This is a genomic window from Micromonospora sp. NPDC047730 (genome assembly GCF_043204765.1).
Lineage (GTDB): Bacteria > Actinomycetota > Actinomycetes > Mycobacteriales > Micromonosporaceae > Micromonospora.
The window spans coordinates 332,531-346,704 of the sequence record NZ_JBIDCU010000003.1 but is presented as its reverse complement, the minus strand read 5'-3'; the positions used below and the strand labels follow the sequence as shown (position 1 = coordinate 346,704).

Sequence of the window (14,174 nt, the reverse complement as noted above, 5' to 3'; positions counted from 1 at the left end):
CCCCGGCCCGCGGACCGATCCGGTCCCCGGCGCCGGGGGCGCTGTCGCTTTCCCGACCGGCGGCCGGACCCCCGCAACCCGCCCCCTCCTGACGCCGTCTTCCCTGCAAGAGGCGGGAACGGCCGGGGGAGCGTGGTCGGGAGATGAGGGACGCAACAAGCTTCGACGAGTTCTACCGGAGCACCTCGCGGCGGATGCTCCGCTACGGCTACGCCGTGGCAGGCGACCACACCGAGGCGCAGGACCTCGTGCAGGAGGCGTACGCCCGGGCCTGGCGGCAGTGGGGCCGGCTGACCACCCACCCGGCGCCGGAGGCCTGGCTGCGGCTCGTGGTCGCGCGGCTGGCCACCGACCGGTGGCGCCGGCTGCACGGCTGGCGCGCGATGCTGAGCCGTACGGGTCCGCCGGAGCCGGTGCCGCCGCCGGGCGAGGAGGGCGTGCTGCTGGTGGGCGCGCTGCGCCAACTGCCGGCCGCCCAGCGGCAGGCGCTCGCCCTGCACTACCTCTTCGACATGTCGGTGCAGGACATCGCCCGGGAGACGCAGGTGCCCACCGGCACCGTGAAGTCCTGGTTGGCGCGGGGGCGGGCCCGGCTGGCCACGCTGCTGCCCGACCTGTCCGTCGAGGATCTGGAGGCGAACGATGTCGCGTGAACTGTCCGATCTCTACCGGTCGCTCGCCGAGGACGCCGACGGCCGCACCCTGGCCGCCCCCGAGCAGGTGCGGCGGCGCGCCGACCGGCGGGCCCGGGTCCGGATCACCGGTGCCGCCCTCGCGACGGCACTGCTGGTCGGTGGGCTGGCGACCAGCACCCGGCTGGTGCTGGCCGGGGATGCCACCCCCCTCCCGCCGCCCGCCGGCACCCCGGCGCCGCCGGCGACCGCCCCGTCCCCGTCCTCGGCGGCGACGGGCACGCCGACCGGCGGGCCGTCGGTGACGGGCACGCCCCCGACGAGGGGCACGCCCGCGACGACGGCGGGGAGCACCGGCGCCGCGCCGCCGCGTACGCCCACCTCGGTTCCGGACCGGGCCTTCTTCGTCCAGGCGGCCGCGAACCGGACGGGCATCGACCCGGTCTTCCGCGACACCGCGGCGCTGCCGGGGCTCTGCGACGCCCGGTACGGCAGCGACGCCGGGATCGTGCAGCGCCGCACCCGGAACCTCGCCTACAAGCTGCCGCAGACCCCGCAGGGGTACGTCCCCGACGGCAGCTACGCGCACAGCGTCACCGTTTACCGTTCGGGCCGGGCCGACGACTTCCTCCGCGAGCTGCGGGCGGCGGTGCGAGCCTGCCCCGAGCAGCCGGGCGTGAGCGGCGGCAACCCGTCGACGTCCCGGATGCGGCTGCTGGCCGACGGCGGATTCGGCGACGACTCGGTGCTGTTCGAGATCCGGACGCCGGGCCGGGACGTCGAGGGCGAGCCGACGGGCGGCGAGGAGGTCCGGCTGATCCGGGCGATCCGGGTGGGGGACGTGGTGACCGTGCTCTGGGAGCAGGGCTGGGAGGGCACCTCCGCCGAGCGGTCCCAGGTCGACGCCGACAGCCGGCGGGCGGTCGACGCGATCGAGGAGTGGCTGGGTTGAGCCGTACGGCGGTCCGGGCGGCGGCGCGCGGCCCGGACCGCCCCGCTCGGGGGTCGTTTTGCGGCGGCCGGGGGTGGTGAGATACGGTATACGAGCCGACGCGGGGTGGAGCAGCTCGGTAGCTCGCTGGGCTCATAACCCAGAGGTCGCAGGTTCAAATCCTGTCCCCGCTACCACATCGGAACGGCCCCGAGGGAAATCCTCGGGGCCGTTTCGCGTTCTCGGGCGGGCAGCGGGCTCCGGCCGTGCCTCCGGCGGCGGACGCGACCGGAATCCCCGCCAGTCCCCGGGCCCCGGGTCAGGCGTCCCCGGCTGCCTCGGCGGCGCGGCCCGGGAGGGAATCCGGGTGGGATCGGGGGCCCGCTGATCATCGGGGCGGGGGATGCGATAGAGTAAACGAGCCGACGCGGGGTGGAGCAGCTCGGTAGCTCGCTGGGCTCATAACCCAGAGGTCGCAGGTTCAAATCCTGTCCCCGCTACTCTCGCGAAAGACCCCGGAGAAGATCTCCGGGGTCTTTCGGCATCTCCGGGGTCTTTCGGGTGCCTCCGGCCCGACCGCGCCGGTCCGGATTTTGCGGGCGGGTCCCCGCCGACCAGCGTGCCAGGGTTGCGGTCGTCGGCGAGGATGTCAGCATGTCTTCCTTCGGTAAGTGGTGGGGCCGGCTCAGCACGGTCCTCGGTGCCGTCGTGCTGTCGGTGTTCGTGCCCGTCGCGGCCTGGGCGTCCACCGGCACGGGTGAGCTGGTGGTGGAGGCCGCGCGGCGCCGCCGCAGTGGCGGCTTCGGCTTCCTCAGCCTGCTCTGCTGCCTCGTCGTGGTCGCCGTGATCGTCTTCCTGGTCCTGCGGATGATGCGCAACCGGCGCGGCGGCCCGCCGCGCTGAGCCGGACGGGTCGGCGCCTGCCGGTCGGCCGCTATCCGGCCAGGGCGGCTTCCGCCCTGGCCATGAAGCGCGACGTCGCCGCCCGGCTGCCGGCCGCCCCGCTGCGGATGCTCTCGGCGGCCTCCAGCAGCAGCGCGCGCACCCGGGGATGGCCCTGCGGTGGCGGGCTGGGCGCCGGCCCCAACCGGGCGTCCAGTGCGGTGCCGAACGCCGCCGCGCGCTTCTGCGCCGGGTCGGTGATGCTGCCCTCCACGTAGCGGCGGACGGCGAGGCTGGGGCTGAGCCCGCGTTCGTGACCGAGCACCGCGCCCGCCTCGCCGTTGCCGGTCAGGAAGTTGATCACGTCCGCCACCACGGCGGGACGCCGTGTGCCGCGGAAGCCCGCCCAGAACATCGACGCCCGCGCCCACTGTGCCTCCGGCGGGCCGGGCAGGGCGGCCAGGCCGAGCTCGGCGCCGGTGAGCCGCTGGAGCTCCGGAAGCTGGTGCGACCAGGCGAAGGAGGCGGCCGCGGCGCCGGTGACCACCAGCTGCCGGGCCGGTTCGCCGCTGTCGGCCTGCTCGACCAGGGCGGCGCTCGGGGTGGCCCGGTCGGACCGGGCGCGCCGCCACAGCTCGAACCACTCGACCAGCGCGTCGGCGTCGAAGCCGAGCTGCCGGCCCCGGTAGAGCTCACCGCCCTGGCCGCGCAGCCAGTGCCAGAACGCGCGGTAGTCGCCGGAGGCGTCCATCGTGCCGGCCACCCGGCCCTCGCTGGCCCGGGTGACCCGTCGCGCCCAGGCGACGTACTCCGGCCAGGTCATCCCGCCGTCCGGCTCGGGCACGCCCAGCCGGCGCAGCAGCGTGCGGTTGTGGACCAGCGCGGCGGCCGTCTGCCCCGCCGCGACGCCCACCGTCCGCCCGTCGACCTGCCCGTAACGGACCAGGCCCGGCGGCAGGCTCCGCAGGTCCAGCCGGTGGTCGGCGACGTACCCGGTGAGGTCCAGGACGATCTCGCGGCGGGCGTACTCGGCGAGCATGCTGTCGTCGACCTGGATCAGGTCGGGCACGTTGCCGCCCGCGGCCTGAGTGGCCAGCCGGTCGTAGTAGCCGTCGACGCCCTGCCAGGTGATCCGGAAGCCGACGTGGGGGTTGCGGTCCGTGTAGAGCCGCAGCACCTGCTCGGTGAGCGCCGCCCGCTTCGCCCCGCCGTACCAGAAGACCGACAGCTCGACCGGGCCGCTCTCCGCCGGGGCCGCCTGCTCCTCGCTGCACCCGGTGAGCCCACCGGTGGCGAGCACCGGCGCCCCCAGCAGCGCGGCGAGCACCCGCCGCCGGCCCGGGTCCGCCCCGTGACGGGGCAGCGGGGAGCGGGCAGCGGGCACGGAGTCTCCTGGTGGACCGGGTGGGCGGGGCGGCCGGATCATTCACGCAGGCGGCGCGGGAGGGTGTCAACGTCCGTCCGGCCACACCGCCGCACCCGCGGTCGCCGGCATCGATGCCGTCCGCCACCGCCGGAGGCCGTACGCAGGTCGCGTGGTGTACTAGGCCGCGTGGAACTTCTGCACTCGGGCAAGGTACGGGACGTCTACGCCGACGGCGACGACCTGATCCTGGTCGCCTCCGACCGCATCTCGATCTACGACGTGGTGCTGCCGACGCCGATCCCCGACAAGGGCAAGCTGCTCACCACGCTGTCCCTGTGGTGGTTCGAGCAGCTCTCCGACCTGGTGCCGAACCACGTCATCTCCGCCACCGACGTGCCGGCCGAGTTCGCCGGCCGGGCGATCCGCTGCCGGCGGCTGGAGATGGTGCCCGTGGAGTGCGTCGCCCGGGGCTACCTGACCGGCGGCGGCCTCAAGGAGTACCAGCGCACCGGGGCCGTCTCCGGCGTGGAGCTGCCGCGCGGCCTGGTCGAGGCGTCCATCCTGCCCGAGCCGATCTTCACCCCGTCGACCAAGGCGCCGGTGGGGGAGCACGACGAGCCGATCACCTTCGCCGAGGTGGTGGACAAGGTCGGCGCCGAGACCGCCGAGCGGCTGCGCCAGATCACCATCGACCTCTACCGTCGGGGTGCCGAGCTGGCCGCCGACCGGGGCATCCTGGTCGCCGACACCAAGATCGAGCTGGGCTGGGCGCCGGACGGCACCCTGACGATCGGCGACGAGCTGCTCACCTCCGACTCGTCCCGGTTCTGGCCGGCCGAGTCGTACCAGCCGGGCCGGGCGCAGTTCTCCTACGACAAGCAGTACGTCCGGGACTGGGCGGTGGAGAGCGGCTGGGACAAGCAGGCCCCGGCGCCCGAGGTGCCGGCCGAGGTGGTCGAGGCGACCCGGGCCCGCTACGTCGACGTCTACGAGAAGCTCACCGGCAACCGCTGGGGCTGATTTCCCGACCGGTGCAGCACCTCGGCCACCCCACGGACTTTCCTGGGCGGAGGTGCCATGCAGCCGACGTTCGAGGAGTTCGTGACCGCCCGCGGGGGAGCCCTGCTGCGGTTCGCGCTGATGCTCACCGGGGACCGGCACCAGGCCGAGGACCTGGTGCAGTCGGTGCTGGCCAAGGCGTACGTGCGGTGGGCGCGGGTGGCCGGGATGAGCCGGCCCGAGGCGTACCTCAAGCAGGTCCTGGTCAACGAGAACCTGCGCTGGTGGCGGCGGCTCTCCTCGCGTGAGTTGCCGGTGGCCGCCCCCGCTGACGGGGCGGCCGGCCCGGACGACGCCGGCAGCCACGCGGCGCGCGACGCCGCCTGGGCGCTGCTGCGCCGGCTGCCGCGCCGCCAGCGGGCGGTGCTGGTGCTGCGCTACTACGAGGACCTCTCCGACACCCAGATCGCCGAGGTCCTCGGCTGCGCCCCGGCCACCGTGCGGTCGCAGGCTGCCCGGGCCCTCGCCACGCTCCGGGCCACGGTGCCCACGATCGATCGGGAGGCGCTGCCATGAGCCGGTACGACGTCGAGACGCTGGTCCGGGACACCTTCCTCAGCCACGAGGCCGAGGCCGACGAGGGCGGGGGAGACCTGACCGGGGCGGTGCGGGCGCGGGTGGCCCGGCGGCGTCGCCGGGCCCGGGCGGCCGGGGCCGGGGCGGCTGCCGTGGCGGTGCTCGTCACCGCGGGGGTGGTTCCGGCGCTCACCGGCGAGCGCCCGGCCCGGCCCTCGGCGGTCGACACGGCGGCGGAGGACCGGGCGGCGACCGCCGACTGGCGCTGGGAGAGCTCCCTCGGCGCGGAGATCCGGGTGCCGGCGCACTGGGCCGTCAACGACTCCGGCTGCGGGATGACCGACGCGCCGAGCGTGGTGCGGGGCAAAACCGTGGAGCGCGCTTGTTGGAGTCCCGAGCCGGCCGACAAGGAGATCGCCGTCCTCGACCAGTGGCCGATGGAACCGAGTCAGCCCGGCGGTGCCGGGTTCGTCCAGCGGGCGGTCGACGTGGGCGGGGTGCTCGCCGTCCGTGCCGAGGGGCGGCTGCCCGACGGGCGGTTCGCCGGCACCGTGACCGTGTCCGGGCGGCAGGTCGCGGTGACCGTGCGGACCCGGGACGAGGCCACCACCCGGCGGATCCTCGACAGCTTCCGGCTGGTGGAGACCGACCACGCCGGCTGCCCGACCCGGCTCGTGCCGGTCGCTCCCGCGCCGCTGCCCGGGCAGAAGTCGCCGGGCCCGCCGACGGCGCAGACCACGGAGGATCGGAAGCGCACGCCCTTCGTGCCGAGCGATCCGTCCTCGATCTCCGTCTGCTCCTACGGATCGCTGGACCCGTACGGGGAGCGGCGCGACCGGATCGAGGCGTCGGCCCGGCTCACCGGTGCCGAGGCGGTGGCGCTCGCCGCGGCGCTCAACGCCGCCCGTCCCGGGGGAAACCCCGCGCCTCCCGGTCTGGCCTGCGCGAGGCCGGACCCGGTCGGTTACGAGGCCCTGCTCCTCGTGCGGCACCAGGGCGACGAGGTGTGGGTGCGGGTCAACTGGAACGGCTGCACGCGGGGGCTGGACAACGGGGCGAGCCGGGCCCAACTGACCATGTCGCTGCTCAGGAACATCATGGGACCGATGAAGACTGGCTACTCCCTCTCCCACGACCTGCCCGACTGATCCCGACCGACGCCCGCGCCCGTCGCGGTGTCGTCAGTCGACCCAGTCCAGGGTGCGCTCGACGGCCTTGCGCCAGTTGCGCAGCTCGCGCTCGCGGTGCGCCGCATCCATGGTCGACTCCCACTGCGCGTCGGAGCGCCACTGGGCGCGCAGCGTCGCCAGGTCCGGCCAGAAGCCGACCGCCAGGCCGGCCGCGTACGCGGCGCCGAGGCAGGTGGTCTCGGTGATCCGGGAGCGGACCACCGGCACGTCGAGTACGTCGGCGAGGAACTGCATCAGCAGCCCGTTGGCGGTCATGCCGCCGTCGACCCGGAGCCGGCGCAGCGCCACGTCGGAGTCGGCGTTCATCGCGTCGACCACCTCGCGGGTCTGCCACGCCGACGCCTCCAGCACGGCCCGGGCCAGGTGCCCCTTGGTGATGTAGCCGGTCAGCCCGGCGATCACGCCCCGCGCGTCGCTGCGCCAGTGCGGGGCGAACAGGCCGGAGAAGGCCGGTACGACGTAGCAGCCGCCGTTGTCGTCGACGGTGCCCGCCAGCTCCTCCACCTCACCGGCGGTGGAGATCAGCCCGAGGTTGTCCCGCAGCCACTGCACCAGCGAGCCGGTGACCGCGATCGCCCCCTCCAGCGCGTACGCGGCGGGCTGGCCGTCGATGCGGTAGGCGACCGTGGTGAGCAGGCCGTGGGCGGAGGGGACCGGGCTGGCACCGGTGTTGAGCAGCAGGAAGCTGCCGGTGCCGTAGGTGCACTTCGCCTCGCCCGGCTGGAAGCAGGTCTGCCCGAACAGGGCGGCCTGCTGGTCGCCGAGCGCGCTGGCCACCGGCACCCCGGCCAGCACCCCGGTCGCCTCCCCGTAGACCTCGGCGGAGCTGCGGATCTCCGGCAGCATCGCGGCCGGCACGCCCATCGCGTCGAGCAGCTCCGGGTCCCAGTCGAGGGTGGTCAGGTCCATCAGCATGGTGCGGCTGGCGTTGGTCACGTCGGTCACGTGCCGGCCGGTCAGCTTCCAGATGAGCCAGCTGTCCATCGTGCCGAAGAGCACCTCGCCGGCCTCGGCGCGCTCGCGCAGCCCGTCGACGTGCGCCAGCAACCAGCGCAGCTTCGGCCCCGCGAAGTAGGTGGCCAGCGGCAGGCCGGTGCGGGAGCGGAACCACTCCTCGCCGTACGCCTGCGCCAGCTCGCGCAGCAGCGGCCCGGTGCGGGTGTCCTGCCAGACGATCGCGTTGGCCACCGGCCGCCCGGTGGCCCGGTCCCAGACGAGGGTGGTCTCCCGCTGGTTGGTGATGCCCACGGCGGCGAGCCCGGCGGCGTCGGTCCCGGCGGCCCGCAGCGCCTCCCGGACCACCAGCTCCACGTTGTCCCAGATCTCCTCGGCGTCGTGCTCCACCCAGCCGGGCCGGGGGAAGATCTGCCGGTGCTCCCGCTGCGCCGCGGAGACGATCTCCCCGGCCTGGTCGAAGACGATGCACCGCGAGGAGGTGGTGCCCTGGTCGATGGCGGCGACGTACTGGGGGGTCACGGCAGCACCGTACCCGGACCGGCCGCGCTCCGCCGACCGGCGCGGCCCCGATCGGGGCCCGGCCCGGGTGCCGTCCGTACGATGTGCGGACGTGCGCGACATCGCCGTTTTCAGTGGTACCGCCCATCCCGACCTCGCCGCCGAGATCTGTGCCCACCTCGGTGTGCCCCTGCACCCGGTGCGGGTGTCCCGGTTCGCCAACGACTGCCTGGAAGTGCAGCTGCAGGCCAACTGCCGGGAGCGCGACGTCTTCCTGATCCAGCCCCTGGTCCCGCCCGTGCAGGAGAACCTGGTCGAGCTGCTGCTCATGATCGACGCGGCCCGGGGCGCCTCCGCCGGCCGGATCACCGTGGTGCTGCCGCACTACGCGTACGCCCGGTCGGACAAGAAGGACGCGCCGCGCATCTCCATCGGCGGGCGGCTCGTGGCCGACCTGCTCACCTCGGCGGGGGCGGACCGGGTGCTGGCGATGACCCTGCACTCGCCCCAGGTGCACGGCTTCTTCAGCGTGCCGGTCGACCACTTGCACGCGCTGCGCGAGCTGGCCGCCCACTTCACCCGCTACGACCTGAGCAACACGGTGGTGGTCTCGCCGGACCTGGGCAACGCCAAGGAGGCCGCGGCGTTCGCCCGCCGGCTCGGCACGCCGGTGGCGGCCGGGGCGAAGCAGCGGTTCAGCGACGACCGGGTCAAGATCAGCGCGGTGATCGGCGACGTGGCCGACCGGGACGTGATCGTGCTGGACGACGAGATCGCCAAGGGCAGCACGGTGATCGAACTGATGGAGCACCTGCGCGAGCGGAAGGTCCGCTCGATCCGGCTGGCCTGCACGCACGGCCTCTTCTCCAGCGGCGCGCTCCAGCGGCTCAGCGAGCAGGAGGGCGTGCTGGAGATCGTCTGCACCAACACCGTGCCGATCCCGGCCGACAAGCGGGTGCCGAAGCTGGCGATCCTCTCGGTGGCTCCGGCGCTCGCCGAGGCGATGCGCCGCATCCACAACGGCGAGTCCGTCAGCGCCCTCTTCTCCTGACCCCCGCCCACCCCCGCCCTCCCCACTCCCGCGATCTTGCACTTGTCGCCCCGGCGAATCGGGCAAGGCGCGCATTTCGAGGGCCGAAAGTGCAAGATCGCCGGGCCGGGGTCGGGGAAGGGGCGGGAGGGCAGGGGTCAGTCGCGGCGGTGGCGGCCGATGTGTTCGGGGGCGCCGACGGCGGCGCTGATCCGTACGGTCGTGCCGGCGGCACCGGTCTCGACCTCCATGCTGTCGCTCAACTCCCGGGCCAACCAGAGGCCCCACCCGCCGGCGGTGTCCGGTGCGGGGCGGGCCCGGTCGCCGAGCCGCTGCGTGCTGATCCCCCCGCCGTGGTCGGAGACCTCGCAGACGAGCAGGCCCGACTGCCGCCACAGTCGCAGCCAGCCCCGGCCCCCGCCGTGCCGGACCGCGTTCGTGATCAGCTCGTTGACCGCCAGCACGAAGTCGTCCAGGCGCTGGCCGGCCAGCCCGGCGTGGTGCGCGCAGGACGTGACCGAGTGTCGCAACTCGGTCACCTGGGCCTGGTCGAAGGCTTCGGCGATCAGGAGGGAAGGTTCGATGGGCACAACCGTACGCGGTACCGGGGATTCTGCACTCGTCATGGCCCCGTCCCGACAGCGGATCACAGAACTTGTTGCGGAATTCCCACCGTACGCCAGCGCTTCCCGGCGTGCATCCGCCAGCCCGTCGGTCGCCGGGCGGGCTGTGGCATCGTGACGACCGTGCCGACGCCGCCCGGTGGTTTCGAGGTCCCGCTCTGGCGGGCCGTCGCCGTGTTCCGGGTGGCCTCCCTGGCGTACGTCTGCGTGCTGGCGCTCCGGGACTTCGACCGGTACGCCCACCCCCTGGCGGCCGGCGGCGTGGTCCTGCTGATGGCGGCCTGGACCGGGGTGACCGCCGTCGGCTACGCCCGCCCGGCCCGGCGGGGCTGGCCGCTGCTCGCCGCGGACCTCGCGGTCGTCCTCGGCATCCTGCTGGTCAGCCCGTGGGTGGTCGGGCGTGCGGCGCTCGCCGCCGGGGTGCCGACCCTGGCGGTGGCCTGGCTGGCCGGCCCGGTGCTCGCCTGGGCCGTCTCCGGCGGGCGGCGCCGGGGCACGGTGGCCGCCCTGGCGATCGGCGCGGCGGACCTCGTCACCCGCGAACGGATCGGCCAGTCCTCGCTCACCGGGGTGATCCTGCTGCTGCTCGCCGGGGCCGTCGTCGGGCACGTCGCCCGGCTGGCGGTGACCGCCGAGGAGCGGCTGCACCGGGCGGTGGAGCTGGAGGCGGCGACCCGGGAGCGGGAGCGGCTGGCCCGGGACATCCACGACGGCGTCCTCCAGGTGCTCGCCCTGGTGCAGCGGCGCGGCGCCCACCTGGACGGCGAGGCCGGCGAGCTGGCCCGGCTCGCGGGGGAGCAGGAGGACGCGCTGCGCGCCCTGATCGCCGGCACCGCGCCGGCCGGCGCCGACACCGACGGCGGGCCGGTGGACCTGCGGGCGCTGGTCGGCCGGTACGCCTCGGCGGCGGTCTCGCTCTCCGCGCCGGCCACCCCGGTGCCGCTGCCCGGGCCGGTGGCCCACGAGCTGGTGGCCGCGACCGCCGCCGCGCTGGACAACGTCGCCCGGCACGCGGACGGGCGGGCCTGGGTGCTGATCGAGGACGAGGGGGCGACGGTGACGGTCTCCGTCCGCGACGAGGGGCCGGGGTTCCCGGACGGCCGCCTGGCCGAGGCCGCCGCCGAGGGGCGGCTCGGCGTCGCGCGGTCCATCCGGGGCCGCCTCGCCGACCTCGGCGGCACGGTGCGGATCACCTCCGCGCCCGGTGCCGGTACCGAGGTGGAACTGACCGTCCCGAGGGGGAGCGACGGTGCGCGCGAGGAGTGAGCCGAGTCTGCGAGCCCCGCGGGTCGCGAACGAAGATGGGCTCATGACGGGTGTGCGCGTGATGGTGGTCGACGATCACCCGATGTGGCGGGAAGGGGTGGCCCGGGACCTCACCGAGGCCGGCCACGTCGTCGTCGCCACCAGCGGCGAGGGCCGGCAGGCCGTCCGGGTGGCCGCCGCCGCCCGGCCCGACGTGGTGGTCCTCGACCTGCAACTGCCGGACGTCTCCGGGGTGGAGGTGATCCGTGGGCTGCGCGCCGCGCTGCCGGAGGTGCGGGTGCTGATGCTGTCGGCCAGCGGCGAGCAGCAGAGCGTGCTGGACGCGGTGAAGGCGGGCGCCACCGGCTACCTGGTGAAGTCGGCCGCCCCGGCCGAGTTCCTGGACGCCGTGCGCCGGACGGCGGCGGGGGAGCCGGTCTTCACGCCCGGCCTGGCCGGCCTGGTCCTCGGCGAGTACCGCCGGCTGGCCGCCGCCCCGGTCGGGGCCGCCCCGACGGCCGGCCGGGACCCGGCGCCCCGGCTCACCGACCGGGAGACCGAGGTGCTGCGCCTGGTGGCCAAGGGAATGTCCTACAAGCAGATCGCCGACCGGCTCGGGCTGTCGCACCGTACGGTGCAGAACCACGTGCAGAACACGCTGGGCAAGCTCCAGCTGCACAACCGGGTCGAGCTGACCCGGTACGCGATCGAGCGGGGCCTGGACGACTGAAGGGCTGCCGGACCACGCCGACAGCCCTCCGGCCGCCTCAGACCGAGTGCGGCGGGCGCGTCTCGTGGATGGCCAACTCCTCGGCGCTCGCCCCGCCGCCGGCCGACCCGGCGTCGTACGCGACCGAGTCGGTCTCCTGGTCGGTGTGCGCCCCCTCGTCCGGTTCGACGAGCCGGCCGACCTGGGCGTCGGCGGTGGTGCCGAGCTTGCCGTGGTCGTAGAGGGAGACCGGCGAGTCCGGGTCGGAGGTGGGCCCCGGCTCGATCACGTCCGCGTCGAGCTGGGCCTGCGCCGCGGCCTCCTCGCTGTCGGCCTCGGCGGCGATGTCCGGGTCGACGGGGCCGGCCAGCGGGTCGTCGGCCGGGCGTTCGCGCTGCTCCCGGTCGAGCTTGTAGTCCAGCGACTCGCCGTCGAGCTGCTCCTCGGCGGTGGTCCCGTACCGGTCCACCGCCACCGGCGTCCGGTCGGCGGGTAGCTGTGCCGGCTCCGGTCCGTCCGCCTCGCGCCCGGTCAGGACGTCGTCGTTGGCGGTCGAGTCGTCGTCGGCGGTGTCGGGCAGGCCCTCCGCCTCCGGGTCGGACACGGGGGTCGGGTACTGGTCGTCGCGCATGGCTGACCACTACCCACTGCCCTCCCGGCGTAACCGGTGCCGGGCGTGGCCATCCGGGCGGAAGCGTCGCCTTCCGGGACGGACGGGGAGGATCGGGGCGGCGGTCAGCCGCCGAGGCCGGCCTCGTCCGCGGCGTGCAGGACGCACCAGACGACCTTGCCGTCCGGCACCCGGCTGCTGCCCCAGCGGCGGGCGACGGTGTCGATCAGCAGCAGGCCGCGCCCGCCGACGGTGTCCACCGGCGCCGGCCCGGCGAAGGTCGGCTGCCGCGACGAGTGGTCGCGCACGGCGAGGTGCAGGGTGCCGTCCCGGGGCGCCAGCCGCACCGTCATCGCGGTGTGCGCGTGGGCGACCACGTTGCCGACCAGCTCGGTGACCGCGATGCACCCCGGCTCGGCCAGCCCGTCCAGCCCCCAGCGGCGGCAGCCCTCGGTGACGAGGTGCCGGGCCTCCCGGGCGGCCTCCACGGCGGGTGGGAAGTCGGCGCTGACCACCGCGGCCATCGGCGCGGCGGCCAGCCCGGCCGTCGCCCCTTCCAGGGTCGGCCAGGCCGGCGCGCCGTCGACGGTGCCGGTCGGGTCGCAGAGGAGCAGGTCGGCGGCGGGCCAGTCGAGGACCTCCCGGCGCACCTCCGCGAAGATGCTCCGGGCGGCCGGATCGGGCATCTCCAGGCCGGTCAGGTCGGCCACCACCGGGCCGGGCCGGGCGCAGAGCCGGGCGAGCAGCCCGGCGCGCACCGTGTCGACCTCAAGCCGGTCGAGGACGCCGGTCAGCCGGACCACCCCGGACGACTCGTCCGTCTCCACCCGGCAGCGCACGTCGGTCGGCATGATCGTCCCATTGTGCCCTCCCGGGCCGGGCCCCGCACCGCTCCGCTCGGCCCGGCGCATCAGCGGTCCGTCCGCGCTCGGCGGGCCATCGCCGCCACCGTCCCGACGGCCGTTCCCGCCGCCGCCAGCCCGAGGGCGGCGGTCATCCGCACCAGGTGCCGGCGCCGGCCGTGCCAGCCGCCGTCGCGCCGCGCCGCCGCGCCGGCCTGGAAGACGTTGCCGGTGCTGTCGAGCCGCGGGGCCGGTCCGAACTGGGTGCGGTGGGCGTACCAGCCGAGGGCCCGTTCGGCCAGCGCCGGGGCCACCCGCCACTGCAGGCCGATCAGCCGGGCGGCCCCACCGGCGTACGCCTCGCGCCGCGGCCGGCGCAGCATCCGGACGATCGTCTCCGCCACCACCTCCGGCGGGTAGACCGGGGGCGGCGGCACCAGTTCCCGCCCGCTGTGGTTGGCGGCGTGCCGGAAGAACGGGGTGTCGATGGTGGCCGGCAGCACCGTGCAGATCGAGATGTTGCCCCGCCCCGTGACCCGCAGCTCCTGGCGGACCGTGTCGGCCAGGCCGCGGATGCCGTGCTTCGTGGCGTTGTACGCCGACTGGTAGGGCATCGCCACCTCGGCCAGCACCGAGGCGTTGTTGACCAGCACCCCGCCCCCCGCCGCGCCGAGGTGGGGCAGGGCGGCCCGGGTGCCGTACGCGGCGCCGAGCAGGTTCACCTCCAGCACCCGGCGGAACTCCTCCACCGGGATCTCGTCGAAGAGCCCGACCGCACTGACCGCGGCGTTGTTGACCCATCCGTCGATGCGGCCGAACTCGGCCACCGCGCGGGCGGCGAGCCGCTCGACGGCCGCCGGGTCGGTCACGTCGGTCGGCACGACCAGCGCCCGCCCGCCCAGCTCCCGGCACCGCTGCGCGACCTGCCCCAGGGCCGGCTCGCTGCGGGCGGCCAGCACGACGGCCGTGCCGCGGCGGGCGAGGGCGTACGCCGTGGCCGTCCCGATCCCGCTGGAGGCGCCGGTGAGCACCACGGTGGCGTCGGCGAGGCTGCGGGTGAGAGGCATTCCTGGGCGGTACCCCG

At 75.3% G+C, this 14,174-nt stretch carries 15 protein-coding genes and 2 tRNA genes; 11 read left to right on the top strand and 6 right to left on the bottom strand.

The window, feature by feature from the left end; all coding sequences use genetic code 11:
* Positions 1-143 precede the first annotated feature (143 nt).
* From ACGF5G_RS10940 to ACGF5G_RS10920, 5 genes are all read left to right on the top strand, one after another.
* Positions 144-653 carry a SigE family RNA polymerase sigma factor gene (locus tag ACGF5G_RS10940; RefSeq protein ID WP_393261276.1) on the top strand — a complete coding sequence of 170 codons (510 nt, stop codon included), beginning with the start codon at positions 144-146 and terminating at the stop codon, positions 651-653.
* Positions 643-1,584, top strand: a complete 942-nt coding sequence (locus tag ACGF5G_RS10935) for a hypothetical protein (protein ID WP_393261274.1) — start codon at positions 643-645, stop codon at positions 1,582-1,584. The genes ACGF5G_RS10940 and ACGF5G_RS10935 overlap by 11 nt, the downstream gene beginning before the upstream one ends.
* 99 nt (positions 1,585-1,683) lie before the next feature.
* Positions 1,684-1,760 (top strand) — tRNA-Met (locus tag ACGF5G_RS10930).
* A 229-nt stretch (positions 1,761-1,989) separates the two neighbouring features.
* A tRNA-Met gene (locus ACGF5G_RS10925) sits at positions 1,990-2,063 on the top strand.
* A 154-nt stretch (positions 2,064-2,217) separates the two neighbouring features.
* Positions 2,218-2,466 (top strand): hypothetical protein, encoded by a 249-nt coding sequence (locus tag ACGF5G_RS10920; protein ID WP_393261272.1) that lies wholly within the window; start codon positions 2,218-2,220, stop codon positions 2,464-2,466.
* A 31-nt stretch (positions 2,467-2,497) separates the two neighbouring features.
* Here ACGF5G_RS10920 and ACGF5G_RS10915 read toward each other — a convergent pair whose 3' ends face one another.
* Complete coding sequence (locus ACGF5G_RS10915; protein WP_393261269.1) at positions 2,498-3,829, bottom strand: ABC transporter substrate-binding protein; 1,332 nt, start codon at positions 3,827-3,829, stop codon at positions 2,498-2,500.
* Positions 3,830-3,997: 168 nt separating this feature from the next.
* Here ACGF5G_RS10915 and ACGF5G_RS10910 point away from each other — a divergent pair, with 168 nt between their 5' ends.
* Genes ACGF5G_RS10910 through ACGF5G_RS10900 form a run of 3 tightly spaced genes read left to right on the top strand, consistent with a single transcriptional unit; the run spans position 3,998 to position 6,534 of the window.
* Positions 3,998-4,831: a phosphoribosylaminoimidazolesuccinocarboxamide synthase gene (locus tag ACGF5G_RS10910; protein ID WP_393261267.1), complete on the top strand. Its 834-nt coding sequence runs from the start codon at positions 3,998-4,000 to the stop codon at positions 4,829-4,831.
* 57 nt (positions 4,832-4,888) lie between these two features.
* Positions 4,889-5,386 carry a SigE family RNA polymerase sigma factor gene (locus ACGF5G_RS10905; protein WP_350703809.1) on the top strand — a complete coding sequence of 166 codons (498 nt, stop codon included), beginning with the start codon at positions 4,889-4,891 and terminating at the stop codon, positions 5,384-5,386.
* Entirely contained in the window at positions 5,383-6,534 is a 1,152-nt protein-coding gene (locus ACGF5G_RS10900; protein ID WP_393261265.1) for a hypothetical protein, read from the top strand. Before ACGF5G_RS10905 ends, ACGF5G_RS10900 begins: the two co-directional genes overlap by 4 nt.
* A 33-nt stretch (positions 6,535-6,567) precedes the next feature.
* Here ACGF5G_RS10900 and glpK read toward each other — a convergent pair whose 3' ends face one another.
* Positions 6,568-8,052 carry a glycerol kinase GlpK gene (glpK, locus tag ACGF5G_RS10895; RefSeq protein ID WP_393261262.1) on the bottom strand — a complete coding sequence of 495 codons (1,485 nt, stop codon included), beginning with the start codon at positions 8,050-8,052 and terminating at the stop codon, positions 6,568-6,570.
* 91 nt (positions 8,053-8,143) lie between these two features.
* Between glpK and ACGF5G_RS10890 the strand changes: the two genes are divergently transcribed.
* Positions 8,144-9,082, top strand: coding sequence for a ribose-phosphate diphosphokinase (locus ACGF5G_RS10890; protein WP_393261260.1), 939 nt, complete (start codon positions 8,144-8,146; stop codon positions 9,080-9,082).
* Positions 9,083-9,219: 137 nt separating this feature from the next.
* On the opposite strand, the gene ACGF5G_RS10885 is transcribed toward ACGF5G_RS10890, so the two are convergent.
* Positions 9,220-9,687, bottom strand: coding sequence for an ATP-binding protein (locus tag ACGF5G_RS10885; RefSeq protein ID WP_393261257.1), 468 nt, complete (start codon positions 9,685-9,687; stop codon positions 9,220-9,222).
* Positions 9,688-9,807: 120 nt separating this feature from the next.
* On the opposite strand from ACGF5G_RS10885, the gene macS reads away from it, so the two are divergent.
* Both macS and ACGF5G_RS10875 read left to right on the top strand, forming a co-directional pair.
* Positions 9,808-10,950, top strand: coding sequence for a MacS family sensor histidine kinase (macS, locus tag ACGF5G_RS10880; RefSeq protein WP_393261254.1), 1,143 nt, complete (start codon positions 9,808-9,810; stop codon positions 10,948-10,950).
* 43 nt (positions 10,951-10,993) lie between these two features.
* Positions 10,994-11,659, top strand: a complete 666-nt coding sequence (locus tag ACGF5G_RS10875; RefSeq protein WP_393261252.1) for a response regulator — start codon at positions 10,994-10,996, stop codon at positions 11,657-11,659.
* 37 nt (positions 11,660-11,696) lie between these two features.
* Here ACGF5G_RS10875 and ACGF5G_RS10870 read toward each other — a convergent pair whose 3' ends face one another.
* The 3 genes from ACGF5G_RS10870 to ACGF5G_RS10860 form a co-directional block, all read right to left on the bottom strand.
* Positions 11,697-12,269, bottom strand: coding sequence for a DUF5709 domain-containing protein (locus ACGF5G_RS10870; RefSeq protein ID WP_393261250.1), 573 nt, complete (start codon positions 12,267-12,269; stop codon positions 11,697-11,699).
* Between the two features lie 104 nt (positions 12,270-12,373).
* Positions 12,374-13,099, bottom strand: a complete 726-nt coding sequence (locus ACGF5G_RS10865) for an ATP-binding protein (protein WP_393261248.1) — start codon at positions 13,097-13,099, stop codon at positions 12,374-12,376.
* Positions 13,100-13,158: 59 nt separating this feature from the next.
* Positions 13,159-14,157 carry an SDR family oxidoreductase gene (locus tag ACGF5G_RS10860; protein WP_393261246.1) on the bottom strand — a complete coding sequence of 333 codons (999 nt, stop codon included), beginning with the start codon at positions 14,155-14,157 and terminating at the stop codon, positions 13,159-13,161.
* Positions 14,158-14,174: the final 17 nt, after the last annotated feature.

Coding starts and splice junctions, on each gene's coding strand:
- ACGF5G_RS10920 (WP_393261272.1), top strand. CDS start 2,218: ATGTCTTCCTTCGGTAAGTGGTGGGGCCGGCTCAGCACGGTCCTCGGT.
- ACGF5G_RS10865 (WP_393261248.1), bottom strand. CDS start 13,099: ATGCCGACCGACGTGCGCTGCCGGGTGGAGACGGACGAGTCGTCCGGG.
- ACGF5G_RS10860 (WP_393261246.1), bottom strand. CDS start 14,157: ATGCCTCTCACCCGCAGCCTCGCCGACGCCACCGTGGTGCTCACCGGC.
- ACGF5G_RS10885 (WP_393261257.1), bottom strand. CDS start 9,687: ATGACGAGTGCAGAATCCCCGGTACCGCGTACGGTTGTGCCCATCGAA.
- ACGF5G_RS10870 (WP_393261250.1), bottom strand. CDS start 12,269: ATGCGCGACGACCAGTACCCGACCCCCGTGTCCGACCCGGAGGCGGAG.
- ACGF5G_RS10940 (WP_393261276.1), top strand. CDS start 144: ATGAGGGACGCAACAAGCTTCGACGAGTTCTACCGGAGCACCTCGCGG.
- ACGF5G_RS10905 (WP_350703809.1), top strand. CDS start 4,889: ATGCAGCCGACGTTCGAGGAGTTCGTGACCGCCCGCGGGGGAGCCCTG.
- ACGF5G_RS10935 (WP_393261274.1), top strand. CDS start 643: ATGTCGCGTGAACTGTCCGATCTCTACCGGTCGCTCGCCGAGGACGCC.
- ACGF5G_RS10875 (WP_393261252.1), top strand. CDS start 10,994: ATGACGGGTGTGCGCGTGATGGTGGTCGACGATCACCCGATGTGGCGG.
- ACGF5G_RS10900 (WP_393261265.1), top strand. CDS start 5,383: ATGAGCCGGTACGACGTCGAGACGCTGGTCCGGGACACCTTCCTCAGC.